Source organism: Neobacillus cucumis (genome assembly GCF_016908975.1).
GTDB lineage: Bacteria > Bacillota > Bacilli > Bacillales > Cytobacillaceae > Neobacillus > Neobacillus cucumis.
Genome location: NZ_JAFBEX010000002.1, coordinates 67,818 through 84,468, shown reverse-complemented (window position 1 = coordinate 84,468; position 16,651 = coordinate 67,818). Strand labels below are relative to the sequence as shown.

The window sequence follows — 16,651 nt, the reverse complement described above, 5'->3', positions numbered from 1 at the left end:
AATGGTATTTATTGACTTCCAACTAATACTTTGAAATCTGTATCAATTGTTTCTAATTCCTTGGTGAGGACATGAACATGAACATTCCAGCGGCCTGCCATATTGAAATTCATCCCTTTGACTTTGTAGCTGCCTTCTTTGACTTTAATTAAGGTTTTCGTATCGTCCCCCATATCCATCTCTAAAGAGGTAAAGGTAAGGGTTACTTGTTCAATATTCTTCAAAGGCTGACCTTTTTGGTCTCTCAATGTTAAAACGAAATTATTCTCCCCAATAACATTAGGGGTCACTTCAAAAGTGATTTGACTAACTCGCTGACCTGTATTTGTTTCCTTGAAAGGTCCTGGAGATGACATCGCCGTTGGTAAATTGGTTAATAAAACAGAAAGCATTAAAACAATTAAGCCCGTTACCAGTTCTCCCCATAATGTCGTTGGTAATCCTTTTTCTCGGTTCTGTTTTCCTTTTAAAAAGTTAAATGCAGCGAAAACAATCATGATTATTAAAAGGAGAACCTTTCCTAATAATACTCTTCCGTAATTGGAAGTTAGAAGAGTTCGAAGATTAGGAATATAGGAAAGACTACCAATAAAGCCCGTTACGGATAACACAATGACAAGTAAGATTCCCCACTTGGAAAACCTTTGAATCGTTTCTAAAAAAAGCGTCTTGGTATCCATTTGCCTACTAAGAGGGATTAATGCAACCAGTCCGATCAAACTTCCAATCCAAATCGAGGCCGAGAGTAAATGAATAAAGTCGATTGGAACTGTGAGAAAAACGTTTGTTGACGAAGCAGCATGACTTGTAAAAGATTTAGACACTAACAATCCGATTCCGAGTATGAACGAAATCCACAACCATAATGCGTTAAACTTACTTTTTATTAATAGGTAAGTAAAGATAAATAGAATAAACAACCCAGTAATTTGGATAATCCAAATTTTGCCGAACAATGTGTACTCAACCATATCCAGTAGTAGACTAATCCTTATAATCTGGATCCAGGATGCACCTAATTCAATCACTGCTTGCAATGGCAGACTCAAGAGAATACTAACGAATAATATAAATAATGAAAGTATGATTACTTTATTAAAATTTTTGATCAACCGAGAGTTTTCCAAAATCCCCTTCGGTAAGATAAAAAGATAGAGAAAAAGCACTCCAACTAAACATGCATTACTTATGTATTGAAGCCAACGGATGATAATAAGGTCCATTTTAGGCGTATAGCCTTTTGTCTGTTTACTGACGGAAGAACTATCTTGATTATGATTTTCCTTTCCTATTTGAAATGGAATGACTCCTTCAACTGGATGACCATCACTAGATACTACTCTCCATTTAATGCTGTATGTGTCATCAGGAAGATTTGAACCTAGGCCCGTTTCAATCATAGAAGGATTTTTAGGATCTATACGTCCATTTTTCTGATCCACCCGATTCCCTTTTGAATCAAACACCTCTATTGAATTGAATGATGCCTGGATCGATTCATCAAACACAATCGATACCTTTTTTGGAACCTGATTTAATATCTCATTTTCATATGGAGTTGATTTAATAATATAAGCATGGGCAGAAGCAAGTGAAGGAAATAATACTAGACAAAGATAGATGACTGCCATCATCAGGCTGCCATTTTTCAAGTGTTTCACCCCATCACTTCCTTTCTATTTATGGCACCCACAGCCCAAGTCACCAGTCATTCTTTTGGTAACTTCATCCAGTGCTTGATCAAATCGAAGAATGGTTCCACCAAAGCCCTTTTGAAATTGTTCTGCATATTTTAATGAATCAAACGTTAATACTTGCGGTTTACAACAATTTAAATTAAAGTCAGCATCAAATAAATAGTAAGCCAGCTTGGCACTAATTGTTGTATGTTGAAGAAAATCACGACAAATAATTTGCGAAACATTTTTTTCAATATCTTTATACCTTAATAGGCCACAGTGCGGGCAGCAAAATTGCTCCACTGTTTGTTGAAGGGTTATGATTTGCATAGGATGCCGATTATTCAATTCCTTTAAACAATAAGTACAAGTATGGGGAGAAACAGTTGAATGGGTAACTAATGAAATACCGCCAGACGTTTTATTAATCTTGTTTTCTTCTATTAATGGTTTAATATCCCGATATACTGTCATTTCAGAAACATTTAAACGATTGCTAATTTCGCTTATTGAAAGTGTTCCATCTTCCGTTAACCATTTTAAAATTTGATTTTGCCTTTCAAACGGCAGCATTTATAAACCTCCTTTCCACATAGTAAACTGAAGCCATAATTATACAATAGAACAGTTTAATCATATTAACAAGTACGATATGTGAATAATATGTGAAAATTATCATCAAATTCACAAAAAGTAACACGAATTTAAAAAATACGAACTTCGTTATGAAAGATCGCATTTTGACCTTTTATTGTTCAGGTTGTTTCTTTAACTAGTCTTTTAGTCGATATTAGTTTTAAGAACCATGGAAAGAAAAACCGATAAATCACAAAATATACTGGTAGGCCATACCAAGTTTCCCAATTATTATTGTTCATATAGCCCACTTTAACTAAACCCAGTTCTAAGAAAAAAGACAAAAATGTAAAAATTAATGCAATAATCCATCTTTTTTGTGCACTATAAAAATTAACATAAATAACAGATATCGAAGCAGGAACAAAGCTCAGCAAAAAGGAATCGCTAAGCTCGGTAGTGTTTTTCTTTGCTAAGTCAAATAAATCAAATACAGAACCTGCAATCGAATCAGAAACCCAAGTCAAAAATCCTGCTATTCCTAATGTAATGAAAATTCCTGCCCATGTTAGATTTTTTTTAGGCATAAATAATAGAATAAGTATGAAAACAAACAATACGGTCCAAACATACCATTCACCTTGATACTTCAATATTTCCATTAATTCACCCACTTTCCTTATAGTGCTTATCTTTTGTAACCTAATGAAAAATATACGAGAGCTAAAATAAAAAGAGATGCCGCAGCACCCCTCATTTAAAAATGATTTTTCATAGTTTTGTTATCACTTTTTTTCCATAACAGCGAAGTAATTACCTTCACTATCAGCAAAGTTAAATACTCGACCCGACGGCATATTTACCAATTCTCCTACCGTAACCTGTTTACTGGATAAATCGTTATATAATTTATCTAGATCCTTCGAGAAAAACATTAAGGAAGGTGTCCCTAGATTTAGTTCAGGCTGCATTTTAGAAATGAGTTCCTTATTGTGGAGGATTATACTTGTCTCAACTTCCTTTGTTGGAGCAATTTCAATCCATCTCATCCCTTGACCGCTATCTTGCTCTGAAATCACCTTAAAACCTACTTTTTCTGTCCAAAACTTTACCGCTTCATCTTGATTATTCACATACAACATAATTTGACCTACTATATTAATCATTACGTACACCCTCCAATTTGTGTAAATATATCTATTTATTGTCCTTTTCATGGAATCCATCCCACAATTTGTAAAACAGTAATAACGATTTCAATCACAATAAGAATAACCACAATCCATTCCACGAACAGTCCACGGATGGAATGGCTGATGGTGGAAAAACCGTCCATGATGTTATATAAAATTTCTGTTTTGCTTTTTAAAATGATATGGCGATCATTTAATTCAAAAAAATCAATCATTTTGTCATAAAATTCGCTCGCATTACTATTTGTCCAAGTTATATCAGGCTTATCCAAAATCATGATATAGGCAAGTGTGTTATAGTCATGGCGAAGAATTCTCGCGGTTGTTCTTGCCAGCTCTTTATTTCCTATTCTTAACTTGCCTTTTTCCAGGCGATCAATCATCGTTTCAAGTCTGTCATGGATATCCCCTAATTGTTCCTCCGTTTTCTCAAGTGCAACGGATTTTGCAAGAACAGTAGAGATTAGTTCAGGGTAAAAGTGTTCATATTCGGGTACAACTACATATTCATCCGTTAATTCAAGGTTTTCAGTTTTACTTATCTGCAGGCTATAATCGTCTGAGTACTTGTACATATTTTTGAAATCAATGTCAGGCTCAAAGAATTGGATATAGTCTAAAAAAGTTTTTATTTCATTTTCATTAGAATGATTTATAAAAACAAGACTCCCAAAAGAAAAAACGAGAACACTTTTCGATTCATCCACTTTTTCACCTAAAATAGTTTGAAGGATATTGCCTTTTAGAATTAAAGGTTCTTCCCAGGTGAATTTTTTGGGAATTCCACATTGTAAAGCAATTTTGTTTAGATCAATTTCATTGGTGATGGCGATTGCTTTAAAAGTAAAGTCCAACATTTATCACTCTTTCACAGATCTTTTTATTTTATGTTATAAAAAATCGATCCCATGAAACATTATTTCCTTTCCTCTACTTAACTATGTCACTACTTTTATTAATTCACCATTAACTAAATTAATCCTGCATGTTCCACCAAAATGCCTATCTAACTTGACTGATATTTTAACTTGATCTGTCCCGCTTGTTTAATTCCGAAAGGTTCACAACATTTTTCCCCAATGTCTAAAATAGTGTGTTAGTTAATCTGACAAAATCTTAGGAAATAAATAATTTTATAACTATAATGAACTTGTGACATACTCCTTGAATGGAAACCACGGTGAGGGAAGGCACCCTGGTTTTCATTTTTTTTGTTTTTCGGGTACTCCTCAAAAATCATTCTTTCTGATATGTTTATATTATCAACTACCAATTTAAGGATGTGATGGGCAGGCTGTTCCTGCTGGAATATGAACATTACAATTATGATTGCGGATGATAATTCGTTTATCCGAGAAGGCATGAAGATCATTCTAAGTACATACGGTGAGTTTGAAGTACTAATAACAGTTGCTGATGGTAAAGAGGCAGTTGATTATTGTCAAATTCATCAAGTCGACATAGCCCTTTTGGATGTAAGAATGCCTAATATGAATGGCGTTGAAGCAACAAAAATTCTAACCGAAAAGACGAAGACAAAGCCGATCATCTTAACAACATTTGATGATGATGAGTATATTATCGATGCGATTAAGAACGGTGCAAAAGGCTATTTATTGAAAAATACCGATCCTGAACGGATCCGTGATGCCATTAAAAGTGTCTATTATGGCAACACCGTAATGCAGGATGTAGTACTCGATAAAATTAAATCAAATATGACAGGTACTTCGAAAACAGAGTCCAAAGTGGATGCAAGCCTATTTACCGAGCGGGAAATGGATATTATGACATTAATAGCAAAGGGCTATTCCAACAAGGCAATTTCTAAGGAGCTGTTTATCTCTGAAGGAACGGTCGCGAATTATATTACTTCCATCCTAAGTAAAACTAGGTTGGAGCATCGAACACAAATAGCCATTTATTATCTAACTGGTTCAGTAGAATAAGAGGACCAGCCAATGGAATTATGGATCATTTTCAGCAAGCTTATTATCATCCTGTTTCTTAGCATATCCTATATTCACTCCGAAACTAGCCATTTAACTTGGATCATCCTTTCCATTTTGATGTATATCTCCTTGAATATTACCCTTTATCTAGTTCGATTGAACAAAGTGAAGATTAGCATCCACCTGGTTTCGATAATCCTTATTTATACTTCCTTTCGAGAAGTGAATCCGTTATTCTTACTGCTTTTGCCGAATAATATCTATGAACTTTTCTGGTCTTTTTTTGAAAAAAAGTGGTTATTGTTGTTAGTGGGCTTGCTGCCTTTATGGCTTGTACCCCAAAATCAAGCGTTATATGGTCTGATTGCCCTGTTCTGTTTTGTGGTTAATTATATGACCAGCCATTACTCGAATAGGCTTATTCATTATGAGCATACGCTGGATAAGATGCGGATTGATATGCAGCGTCTCTCCAAAAGTCTTAATGAAAATAAAGAGTACATTAGGCAATCGGAATATACCTATCGTTTAGAGGAACGCAACCGGATATCTCAACAGATTCATGACAGCATTGGCCACTCCATGACAGGTGCCCTAATTCAAATGGAGGCAGCGAAGACCCTTATGACCATAGACCAGACTAAGGCCGTGGAACTGCTTCAGAATGCGATTAACATTTCAAAAGAGGGCATCGAGGATATCAGGATTACCTTGAAAGCTATGAAGCCAGCTACCGAACAAATAGGTTTGCAGCGCCTTAAATTGTTCATTGAGGAATTTTCCATTCAGCACCAGCTACGAATGCCGTTTGTATACAAAGGAAACATAGAACTGATTTCACCGATTCAATGGAAAATTATGCTTGAGAATATCACCGAAGCCTTCACGAATTCATTAAAATACTCAGGTGCGTCGGAAATAGCGATTGACATTCAGGTATTGAATAAGCTGGTTCGGGTCGACGTCCGGGATAACGGCAAAGGAATTGAATCCGGCAAATTAGTAAAAGGGCTCGGCATCGTTGGCATGGAAGAACGGACCGCCTCCGTAAAAGGCACAGTTATCGTCGACGGAAGCAACGGATTCTCTGTCACCACCCTCCTCCCCATCGCCTAATGAAAGCATTCATAAGAAAAATATGAAATTTCTCATGTATAAAGGGTGAACTAATGCACTTATATTAGTTCACCCTTTTTCCTTATAATTAAATTACAAATACAAGAAATGGTGTCAGGCATCCCAAAGGCACCATCCAATGAGGTGAGTTTTTTATGAACGTGTTGGAGATTAAAAATTTAACGAAGAAATTTGGCGATTTTATTGCTGTTGATAATATGTCTTTAGCGATTCAGGAAGGAGAAATTTTTGGTTTTCTTGGTTCCAATGGCGCTGGCAAAAGTACCACCATCAATATGATTTCGGGTCTGTTACGAAATAACAGCGGGGAAATCCATATCCTAGGCAAGAACATTGCTTCACACAGCAAGTTCGCCAAGATGAATATCGGGATTGTACCGCAGGACCTGGCGATTTATGAGGATATGACTGCATACGAGAATGTGAGATTTTTTGCGGGATTATACGGACTGCGCGGAACAGAGTTAAAACAACGGGTTAAAGAGGCACTGGAGTTTGTCGGCCTAATAGATAAGCAAAAGAGCTTCCCAAAGAACTTTTCCGGCGGAATGAAACGCAGATTGAATATCGCTTGTGCAATTGCCCACCGCCCAAAGCTGATTATTATGGATGAGCCAACTGTTGGCATTGATCCACAGTCACGAAACTATATTTTAACCTCAGTCCGCAAGTTGAATGACATGGGTTGTACTGTCATTTACACAAGCCACTACATGGAAGAAGTGGAAGAAATCTGCTCGCGGATTGCCATTGTTGATCATGGTAAGGTGATTGCCGAAGGAACAAAAGAACAGTTAAAAGCCATTATAACCGATACAAAGGATATTTGGATTGAAGTGAAAAACGCTGAAAACCTCGAAGTAGCATCATTAAAGGAGATTAAGGGGGTTAATTCCCTTTCCATCGAGGAGAACCTTGTGAAAATCAACTCCCATTCGGAAGTCAACAACCTGAACCAGATTATCGAGTTTTTCATTAATAGAGGAATGGAGATCCGCTCACTCCAGGAGCTGGCCCCAAACTTGGAGACCGTCTTCCTCACTTTAACCGGCAGAAACTTAAGAGATTAGGAGGAGTTAGTTGTGAATATCATCAATATTGCGCTTAATGAATTCAAACGGAACATCCGAGATATTAGGACCCTCGTGTTTATGCTGGCCTTTCCTATTTTGATGATGCTGATTCTCGGAACTGCTTTGTCTAATACCTTTGACAAAAACATTAAACTGGGAAAGATCAATGTACTATATACCGAAAAAAATGACAGTAGCTTTGCTGCCTCCTTCCAAAGATTTATAAGAGAAGCAAAAAGGCAGGACATTCATTTCTCAAAAACTTCTGAAAGTACTACAGACGGAAAGCTCCAAGTGAAGCAAAACCACTATGATGCCTATGTGGAAGTAACAGATACAGGCATTCAATTTTATGGCAGTGAACGGAACAGTATTCAGGCAAGTATGGTAGAAGGTATGCTGACAGCTTTTGCCGATAAATACAATTTGATCACCGAAGTAGCAAAGGAAAAACCAGAAAAAGTGCAAACGATATTGACCAGTACTCAAACCAACTATGTAAAGGAAACCTCCTTAAATGCCAATAAAGCACCCGGATCCATGGATTATTATGCGATGGCCATGACGACAATGATCGCCTTATACAGTGCCATTTCCGCCAGTTCTCTGATTCGAGGTGAAAGAAGGCGGAACACCGCTATTCGGCTCTCCATCGCGCCCATTAACAAGATGGAAATTTTTCTAGGTAAAATTCTTGGGGGAATCGGAATTAACTTTGTTTGCATCTTGCTAGTAATGGCCTTCAGCCGTTTTGTTTTTGGGGCAAATTGGGGCAGCCATCCCGGTATAGTGGTGCTTATACTTTTCACGCTCGTGTTCCTTGCCGTCAGCTTTGGGCTCGGTCTCAGCTATATTATTAAAACGGACCAAGGCATGCGAACCATTATTATGGTCGTCCTTCAGCTTGCTGCCTTTTTTGGCGGTGCGTATTTCAGGATTGAGAACGCCGACGGCTTTCTGAAACTCATGATCAATTTGTCCCCGCTGACATGGGCACGGGATGCGTTGACAAGAATTATTTATAACAATGATCTATCAGCCGCACTGCCTTCGATTTCATTAAATATCGGTATTGCGATTGTTTTCCTGATGTTTGCTATTGTTGCATTCAGAAAACGGGAGGGTCTCTAAGATGCAAGAAATCATGTGGCTTGTGGCCAATTCATTACGTTCCATTTTTTTAAATAAAAGAAGAATCATTTCTTATGTACTTGTACCCCTACTGGGTATTTTCATTGCCTTCTTGGCATATGGCAAAACAGGTCCTTCCTATCTCCAGACCGGTATCGTTGATTTGGACCATACTACCATTTCAAAAAATACCGCCAGTTTTATCGGCAGTTTAAAAAATGTAAAAACAAGTAAACTAGCAGAATCAGAGGTCAGAAATAAAATCGCTTCTGGCGCCCTGGATTGTGTGATTATCCTTGAACCAGGTTTTTCAGAAGCAATTATAAAGGGTGAAAAGCCTGAGGTTCAGATCGTCTCAATTAAAGGGGCACAGGTCACCACTTATATTAAGGCCTACCTTAATAACTATATTGGTAACCTCTCCTCCTTAAGCACTGCTTCCAATGGGGAAGTAACCTTGTTTAATACTCTCTATCATAATTACCAAGAGTCTAGGTTTAAAGTAACAACCCATTCTTTAAAAGATACATCTAATAACAACGATATGACCATTCAGACGATTGGTTTTCTGCTGATGATTATGCTCAACTCTGCAGGCGGGCTATCTGAATTGATTTTAAAAGAAAAAGAAAACCGCACCTATTTCCGAATTATGTCGGCACCCATCGACGGTAAAAAGTATGTTCTGGCTAATGTGATTGTCAATATGATTATTATGACGCTTCAAGTGGTTGTCACCTTGACGGTTATGACGAAGGTCTTTGGTATTTCAGCTGGAGTTCCATTCTGGGAAATGATTGGTGTGATGATGTTTTTCTCGCTTGTCTCTGTCGGGTTATCATTGGTCATTACTGCCTTTGCCACTACCTCGAATTCAGCAAGTGCCTTGCAAAATCTGATCATAACACCCACCTGTTTGCTTGCCGGCTGCTTCTGGCCAGTAGAAATCATGCCAAAGGCAGCTCAAAGAATTGCGGAATTCTTGCCGCAAAGGTGGCTGCTCGACACGATTACTGAGCTACAAAAAGGACACACCCTCAGCAGCTTGTCAATGAATTTGGTAACCTTATTGTCCTTCGCTCTGGTGTTCTTCATAATCGCGATTTATAAGTTTAGCCGGAATAATAATGTTAGAAGTTTTCTTTAATAAAGTTTATAAAACCTCGCCGAGTAATTGAGCTGGCGGGGTTTTTGTTAACGGAAAATTCATATTCCCCTATATGGAATGGTGATAAATTTCTATAAAATGAGCTTAGAGATTAAGATAGGATGTGTCCTATGTTACTAAAAGCTAGATCTTAGTCGGAAGAATTATTAGTTTTACGACATTTAAACACTCGAATGGAGTTAGCACCAAATGATAAGTTTCACTATTCTAACCTTGAAAAGGGCTATGAGGGGGAAATAAAATTCGACAAACTGGCTACAAACCTTCAAGAAGAAAGATATTTCATAAATGACCTACTATTAGAAGTAAATAACTCCTATTTTCAAATAGATTCCTTAATGATTTCACAAGGTGGGATCCACCTTCTGGATATAAAAAATTATCTAAGTGATTATTACTTAAAATCGGACAAACTTTATTCCGTAACAACCGACCGCCAAATTAAAAATCCTGTTGACCAGTTAGAAAGAAGTTCGACTTTATTCAGCCAACTGCTCCATAACCTTAAGCTTAATTACCTCACTGAAGCCTTCGTTGTCTTTATTAACCCGGAATTCACTTTATATCAAGCCCCCATGGACCACCCCCATTATATTCCCCACCCAATTAAATGGTTTTTTGAATGATTTAAATAAGACACCTTCAAAGTTGAACGAGGGTCACAAGAAGCTAGCACAAAAAATAATTTCATTACATCAAGCCAAGAATCCATTTACTGTAAGGCCAAAATATTGTTATGAACAGCTGCAAAAAGGATTTAATTGTCATTTATGTCATTCCTTTCAGATTTATAAAAAGGATAATGAGTTTGTTTGTGGAAAGTGTGGCGGACATGAAAAGATAGAGTTAGCTATTGTAAGGCATGTGAATGAATTTAAGCTATTGTTTCCTGATCGAAGAATTACCACCCATAGTATTTACAATTGGTGCAATGTTGCTTTAAACGAGAGGACAATTCGCAGGGCTTTAAAGAAAAATTTTACTTCATTGGGGAATTCTAGAGATACTTATTATGAATGATTTTGGGATTCGGACAGGAACCTGCTCTTTCTTCCTTCCCTTGTCCGAATCAACCTTCCATTCGGACAGGAACCTGCTCTTTTTCTCTTCCCTTGTCCGAATCATCCTTCTATTCGGACAGGAGCCTGCTCTTTCTTCGTTCTCTTGTTCAAATCACCCTTGCATTCGGACAGGAACCTGCTCTTTCTTCCTTCCCTTGTCCGAATCAACCTTCCATTCGGACAGGGTCCTGCTCTTTTTCTCTTCCCTTGTCCGAATCAACCTTCTATTCGGACAGGAGCCTGCTCTTTCTTCGTTCCCTTGTCCGAATCACCCTTGCATTCGGACAGGAACCTGCTCTTTTTCTCTTTCCTTGTCCGAATCACCCTTCTATTCGGACAGGAACCTGCTCTTTCTTCGTTCCCTTGTCCGAATCATCCTTGCATTCGGACAGGAACCTGCTCTTTTTCTCTTCCCTTGTCCGAATCATCCTTCTATTCGGACAGGAACCTGCTTTTTCTTCGTTCCCTTGTCCGAATCATCCTTTGATTCGGACAGGGTCCTGCTCTTTTTCTCTTCCCTTGTCCGAATCAACCTTGCATTCGGACAGGGTCCTGCTCTTTTTCTCTTCCCCTGTCCGAATCAACCTTCCATTCGGACAAAATCCAATAATTCTGTCTTTCGAAGGGAATCTTTATTAACTCCTTTTATTACAAATCCCCTACATACTTTAAAAGTATCTGCTTTGCCAGAAAAGAGTCTTAAACAATTTTTTTATGAATAAAGCCAAGGTTATTTTACCCATAATATTAGATCACAAACAATACGGGTTTATATGTAGAATTTCGTTTAGTATTTTTTTCAAACTAGTTTAAAGCATAAAGTTTTTTCTTGTGCACATTCTATTAAAGGCTTGTCAACAACCAACTGAAGGGGGATAATAATGAGCGACTTCTTAGGCTTGTTTAGTGATGATAAATCACAAAATTCGGAAAGTAATCAAAATACCGAAACGACTTTAAATACCCAAAACAATCAAAATGAAGGCACACTTCAACTTCATAAAGAAGAATTAGACATTAACAAGAACAGTGTCGATGCTGGAGAAGTGGTCATTTCAAAAGATGTTGTCGAAGAATCAAAAACGGTTGATGTTCCTGTCATGCACGAAGAAGTTGTCATAACGAGAACTCCACTGAATAACGAGCAAAGTGATTCTACATCAATCTCTCAGGAAACCATTCATATTCCTGTCAGCCAGGAACAAGTGGAGGTAAATAAATATACAGTAGCAACTGAAGAAATTTCCGCATCAAAACGGAAAGTGGAAGAAACTCAACAGGTACAAGAGACGCTTAAACGCGAAGAAGCTCATGTTAATACAACTGGTAGCGTTAATATTGTTGATGAGTCAGGATTATCTGATATAAATAACAGCTAAAAAAAAACACCTTTTGATTACTAAGATAATCAAAAGGTGTTTTCATCCTTTACAAATGGAGGTAGCTTACATTGCCCAAAAACCATACTCCCCAATATGAAAAACATAATGAAATTACTTTTCAAATACATAAAGAACAATTGGAGGTAAACAAAAAGTGGATTGATACAGCCGATGTTACAATCTATAAGAAAAAGTATACAAAGGAAAAGCAAATTTTAGTTCCTGTCACATGCGAAGACCTCATTATTGAAAAAAGAGTAAAAAATCCAGAAGACCCTCGTGATATTCAAATAGAAACCACTTGTATTCCCTTAAGTGAAGAACAAATTGAAATCAAATTAGCCCTAACTGTACTTAATGACATTGAAGTTTATAAAAATCAATATGAAGAATTGATTCAGATTAATGAAAGGTTGAAGCAAGAAAAAATCCATATAGATACTATTGGAGATGTAAATGTAGTTATAGATTGTCCATCATCACCAGCTGATACATGATTGTAAAAAAGTCGAATCTCCGTTCCCTCATTCAAATCCGAACAAAGCCCACTCTCCCCATTCCTACAATAATAAAAAAAGGCTGTATCAAAACTGGCTGAATACCGAGATTTTTGATACAGCCTCCCCCATTAAAACTACTAGTCTACTAAAGTTTGTTTTAATGACTCAAGATTTTTCTTCATAACCCCTATATAATCCAGACCCTTTTTTTGATCTTCTTTTGTTAAACCTTCTAACGGATTTAAAACCTCCGTTTTAGCACCTACTTCATTGGCCAAAGTCTTAGCCACCTTTGCAGAAGTAAGCCCTTCAAAATAGATAATTTTTATATTTTTCTTCTTGACCAAATCAGCTAATTCCGCCAATTTACCAAGACTTGGTTCAACATCAGGAGATAAACCCGCAATCGGGATTTGCTTTAAACCATATTGCTTTGCCAAATATCCAAAAGCAGCATGTTGAGTCACGAACTCTTTTGATTTCGATTTATCAACAGTATCTTTATATAGTTGATCCAACTCTCCAAGTTGAGACTTAAAGGCAGCAGCATTTTTTTCATACTGTTCCTTATTTTTGGGGTCTTTTGCTTCTAGCGCCTTCATTATAGTATCTACTTCTTTCTGGGCTAAAACAGGAGAAAGCCATACATGCGGATCCTTAGTAGACTTTCCATTTTCTTCTGAAAGCCCATTAATTAGTGTAATTCCTTTAGAAGCCTCAACAACCTTTAAATTGGATTGATCAATACTATTTAATACCTTCTCAGTCCAGGTTTCAAGGTAACGGCTATTATAAATAAATACGTCTGCGTCTTGTATTTCAGCCATGTCCTTTGCTGTTGGGTCCCAATCATGAGGCTCTACACCATTAGGAATTAACAAATCCACCTTAGCCGTATTTCCCGCCACTTTTTGTGCAAAGTAATACATTGGATAGAAAGTGGTGACAATATGTAGCTTTTTAGTCCCATCGCTTGCTTTATCCTCTTCAGTTTTAACAGTAGTAGAACAGCCGCTTAATAATAAAATAAATATAAAGAAAAGACTCAAGTATTTTTTCATGTTGTTTATTCCCCTCTCTAAAACAGGAATCATTACGATTTATTTAATATAATCAGTTAGTAAGAAATATAGTTTATGAGATATATGCAAATCGTAAATATTACGAATTGTATCTTATAATGATATTACCTTTTTGTCAAATTAAAATTATTTAATAAAAATAAAACAGTAGTTTTGCATATTCTTATGGTGGATATAAAAACAGAAAATAAATTGACCTGTTCAACTGATGAACAGGTCAATTTCTCTCATCATAAAGACTCAATCCAATCCGCTACTGTTAAAACATCAGCTTGACGCGGGAATACTTTTTCGGTGAGAACACGATGAACTTCAGGATCAGCATCGAGACATGCATCTGAAAGTACCGTAATGGCATAATCTTTATCTGCCGCTTCTCTTACAGTTGATAAAACAACACCACTTGTGGCAATTCCACTAAGGATTAGCGTGTCAATTTGCTTTGATCGGAGAATAACTTCAAGATTGCTCCCGGCAAAAGCACTAACTCGGAACTTTGTTACCACCGGTTCGTTCGGTTGGGGTTTTAGTGATTCGTGAATTTGCGTTCCAGGATCAATGACAGTCATGCCCCCAAGGTGAGACAAAGCAGAAAACATTCTATTCCGTGAATTATTTTCAGGATAGCCTTCACTAAAGGCCACACGAACAAAAATAACCGGAATATTATTTTGGCGCGCTGCTTCCACAGCTTTCTGGAAAAGAAGAAGTACATCCTGTTTATCTTCATAACGTGAAACAATACCGTTTTGCAAATCCATAACTAGTAGCGCAGCATTTTCGGAAAATTTACTCATGTGTTAGTTACTCCTTTTATTAGTTTCATTCATTTCTATGTACTATTTTAGTTAGAATCTTATGTTAGCATACAATTCGAAGAATAGCTTTTTTTATGCATATGAAAAAGCTGTAAACATCCGATTCGAATCTAAATCGAAACAAATGTTTACAGCTTACTTCGTTATTATTGTTTAGGCATAATTGATACCTGCTGCCTTTATATTGTTTTTATCAGCTGACCCACATGGTGTTACTGCATAGGTCATATTACAATTAGGACAGTTCATAACAATTGTTTGTAATGTAAAGCTTTCACCGCACTCACATGTAATGATGTGTGCCACTTGGGGTGGAAAGTTTTCCTTCGCTTTACTTTTTACATGGTCACAAACATCTTTTCCGTTTTTTAATTTTGATGTACATCCACAGCTCATTTCAAAACCTCCAAAAGTTAATTGAGTAATTTATGTTCAGAATATCACATATTAATTCATAGCTGTGTGTCCAAAAATCAACAAATTGATGAATGGGAGTTTTTCACTTCTTTTTGGATAGTCACTTGTTGTTTCTCATATAATAAAGTAAAACTGTTCAAAGGGTGTACACGATGAAACATCTTTTCATTTATATCCTCTTATTTCTTCTGGTGATGGCCGTTGCTACTTTATTAGATATTCTACAAGGCTTAACTTTTATGGATACTCTTCATGGCTTTTTACTAATTAAACAAAAAATGACAGGTGAGGAGCTGTTCCTTATCTTTCTGTTTTTCTCACCACTTATTATTTCCTTGTCCAAAACCTACTTTAAAAAAAGACAATCTTCTAAGTCTACGTTTGAGGAGTAAATTTTCTTTGGATAATGGCAATCAGAAATAATAAGGTGGGTATTATGAATTGAAAAGGAAGATGTAGATAATATGGTACAACATGTAATCCTTCATCTAGATGTTCAATATAATTGGAAGCAATGATTCGGGAGGCAATTAAAAGAATGAATCCCATTGGATAAATCAATTTCTTCGGCTGTTTCAACTTAAATACATCAGCTGCCCCAATAATCGCACAGATGAAAAACACTGTTATTTTTACGAACCCCAATAATACCATGCTAATGATGACTACCGTATCTAGCCTCTGTACAAAATCAGCTATGTTGATATAACCAACTGCTGTGAGAATAGGAAATGAGGAACGCGATGTAATATCTGCACCTGCTATCAATATGTTTAAGAGGGTAAATAGTAATAAAACTCCCCCGCTTATGGTAACACCCATAATCCCTATTTTCCTGGCTCTATCTTGTTTATCTAAGAATGGTAATAACATCGTAAAGGTGACCATTTCACCAAATGGGAATGTTAACGTCGTCGGAAAAAATGACTTAAAAATCGGACGCCAACCGTTTTCTAATATTGGTTGGAGATGATTTAATCTAATAATTCCACTTGCAAATTCAAAAATCACAAGAAGAATCAGTATGAACAGGATGATAAAAAGACATAGTTCTGAGATACGAAAAAATACCTCAATCCCTTTATAAGCAGCATACATTACACATATCACCATAATAATCCCAATGGTTAGAAGCGAACTTGAACGGTAGGCCGTCATGATTAAAAGTTCTTCGAAATCGCGCAATACTCTCGAAGCAATGTACATAAAGTAACCAACATATAAAAATGCAAACAAAGTACCTGCATAACGTCCCAAGATTTTTGGAATGTAACTAGTCAAAGGCATGGATGGAAACAAATCATTTAACTTTGTAAATACAAGATATAGCACACAGCCGGAGACTATTCCTAAAAGAATAGTAATCCATGCATCCTGTTTTGCTTCTCCAGCCATCCCCAGCAGTATAGCACTTCCTAATTCAAATAAAAAAATAACGCTAAACAACTGAAATCCATTGATGTTTGCCTGTTGCATGCCGTA

General features: G+C 36.7%; 19 protein-coding genes. 10 read left to right on the top strand and 9 right to left on the bottom strand.

Annotated features, from left to right (window positions below; all coding sequences use genetic code 11):
* Positions 1–8: 8 nt before the first annotated feature.
* The 5 genes from JOC76_RS02540 to JOC76_RS02520 form a co-directional block, all read right to left on the bottom strand.
* Complete coding sequence (locus JOC76_RS02540) at positions 9–1,661, bottom strand: copper resistance CopC/CopD family protein (protein WP_307784678.1); 1,653 nt, start codon at positions 1,659–1,661, stop codon at positions 9–11.
* A gap of 15 nt (positions 1,662–1,676) precedes the next feature.
* Positions 1,677–2,252 (bottom strand): DeoR family transcriptional regulator, encoded by a 576-nt coding sequence (locus tag JOC76_RS02535; protein ID WP_205175844.1) that lies wholly within the window; start codon positions 2,250–2,252, stop codon positions 1,677–1,679.
* A gap of 182 nt (positions 2,253–2,434) precedes the next feature.
* The gene (locus JOC76_RS02530) at positions 2,435–2,917 is read right to left on the bottom strand and encodes a hypothetical protein (RefSeq protein ID WP_205175842.1); all 483 of its coding nucleotides are present in this window, start codon (positions 2,915–2,917) and stop codon (positions 2,435–2,437) included.
* 123 nt (positions 2,918–3,040) lie between these two features.
* Entirely contained in the window at positions 3,041–3,421 is a 381-nt protein-coding gene (locus tag JOC76_RS02525; RefSeq protein WP_205175840.1) for a VOC family protein, read from the bottom strand.
* Positions 3,422–3,468: 47 nt separating this feature from the next.
* Positions 3,469–4,305: an RMD1 family protein gene (locus tag JOC76_RS02520; RefSeq protein WP_205175838.1), complete on the bottom strand. Its 837-nt coding sequence runs from the start codon at positions 4,303–4,305 to the stop codon at positions 3,469–3,471.
* A 453-nt stretch (positions 4,306–4,758) separates the two neighbouring features.
* On the opposite strand from JOC76_RS02520, the gene JOC76_RS02515 reads away from it, so the two are divergent.
* The 9 genes from JOC76_RS02515 to JOC76_RS02475 all read left to right on the top strand — a co-directional run bounded on the left by JOC76_RS02515 (position 4,759) and on the right by JOC76_RS02475 (position 12,849).
* On the top strand, positions 4,759–5,397 hold the full coding sequence (locus JOC76_RS02515; RefSeq protein ID WP_205175836.1) for a response regulator: 639 nt from the start codon (positions 4,759–4,761) through the stop codon (positions 5,395–5,397).
* A 12-nt stretch (positions 5,398–5,409) separates the two neighbouring features.
* A complete protein-coding gene (locus JOC76_RS02510) occupies positions 5,410–6,516 on the top strand; it encodes a sensor histidine kinase (protein ID WP_205175834.1) in 1,107 nt (368 codons plus the stop codon).
* A 155-nt stretch (positions 6,517–6,671) separates the two neighbouring features.
* Positions 6,672–7,607: an ABC transporter ATP-binding protein gene (locus tag JOC76_RS02505; RefSeq protein WP_205175833.1), complete on the top strand. Its 936-nt coding sequence runs from the start codon at positions 6,672–6,674 to the stop codon at positions 7,605–7,607.
* Positions 7,608–7,619: 12 nt separating this feature from the next.
* Positions 7,620–8,741, top strand: a complete 1,122-nt coding sequence (locus JOC76_RS02500; protein WP_205175831.1) for an ABC transporter permease — start codon at positions 7,620–7,622, stop codon at positions 8,739–8,741.
* A 1-nt stretch (position 8,742) separates the two neighbouring features.
* The gene (locus JOC76_RS02495; RefSeq protein WP_205175829.1) at positions 8,743–9,888 is read left to right on the top strand and encodes an ABC transporter permease; all 1,146 of its coding nucleotides are present in this window, start codon (positions 8,743–8,745) and stop codon (positions 9,886–9,888) included.
* A 194-nt stretch (positions 9,889–10,082) separates the two neighbouring features.
* The gene (locus JOC76_RS29765; protein ID WP_239557504.1) at positions 10,083–10,535 is read left to right on the top strand and encodes a nuclease-related domain-containing protein; all 453 of its coding nucleotides are present in this window, start codon (positions 10,083–10,085) and stop codon (positions 10,533–10,535) included.
* Between the two features lie 386 nt (positions 10,536–10,921).
* A complete protein-coding gene (locus JOC76_RS02485) occupies positions 10,922–11,692 on the top strand; it encodes a hypothetical protein (protein WP_205175828.1) in 771 nt (256 codons plus the stop codon).
* A 159-nt stretch (positions 11,693–11,851) separates the two neighbouring features.
* Positions 11,852–12,349, top strand: a complete 498-nt coding sequence (locus JOC76_RS02480; protein WP_205175827.1) for a YsnF/AvaK domain-containing protein — start codon at positions 11,852–11,854, stop codon at positions 12,347–12,349.
* A gap of 71 nt (positions 12,350–12,420) precedes the next feature.
* Positions 12,421–12,849 carry a YsnF/AvaK domain-containing protein gene (locus tag JOC76_RS02475; protein ID WP_205175826.1) on the top strand — a complete coding sequence of 143 codons (429 nt, stop codon included), beginning with the start codon at positions 12,421–12,423 and terminating at the stop codon, positions 12,847–12,849.
* Between the two features lie 140 nt (positions 12,850–12,989).
* Here the strand turns inward: JOC76_RS02475 and JOC76_RS02470 are convergent, their stop codons facing one another.
* The 3 genes from JOC76_RS02470 to JOC76_RS02460 all read right to left on the bottom strand — a co-directional run bounded on the left by JOC76_RS02470 (position 12,990) and on the right by JOC76_RS02460 (position 15,148).
* Positions 12,990–13,913 (bottom strand): metal ABC transporter substrate-binding protein, encoded by a 924-nt coding sequence (locus tag JOC76_RS02470; RefSeq protein ID WP_205175825.1) that lies wholly within the window; start codon positions 13,911–13,913, stop codon positions 12,990–12,992.
* Between the two features lie 251 nt (positions 13,914–14,164).
* The gene (locus JOC76_RS02465; RefSeq protein WP_205175824.1) at positions 14,165–14,731 is read right to left on the bottom strand and encodes a cysteine hydrolase family protein; all 567 of its coding nucleotides are present in this window, start codon (positions 14,729–14,731) and stop codon (positions 14,165–14,167) included.
* A 174-nt stretch (positions 14,732–14,905) separates the two neighbouring features.
* A complete protein-coding gene (locus JOC76_RS02460) occupies positions 14,906–15,148 on the bottom strand; it encodes a hypothetical protein (protein ID WP_205175823.1) in 243 nt (80 codons plus the stop codon).
* Between the two features lie 173 nt (positions 15,149–15,321).
* On the opposite strand from JOC76_RS02460, the gene JOC76_RS02455 reads away from it, so the two are divergent.
* On the top strand, positions 15,322–15,561 hold the full coding sequence (locus JOC76_RS02455; RefSeq protein WP_205175822.1) for a YczF family membrane protein: 240 nt from the start codon (positions 15,322–15,324) through the stop codon (positions 15,559–15,561).
* Here the strand turns inward: JOC76_RS02455 and JOC76_RS02450 are convergent.
* Positions 15,545–16,645, bottom strand: a complete 1,101-nt coding sequence (locus JOC76_RS02450; RefSeq protein WP_205175821.1) for a GerAB/ArcD/ProY family transporter — start codon at positions 16,643–16,645, stop codon at positions 15,545–15,547. The genes JOC76_RS02455 and JOC76_RS02450 overlap by 17 nt on opposite strands.
* Between the last annotated feature and the right edge of the window lie 6 nt (positions 16,646–16,651).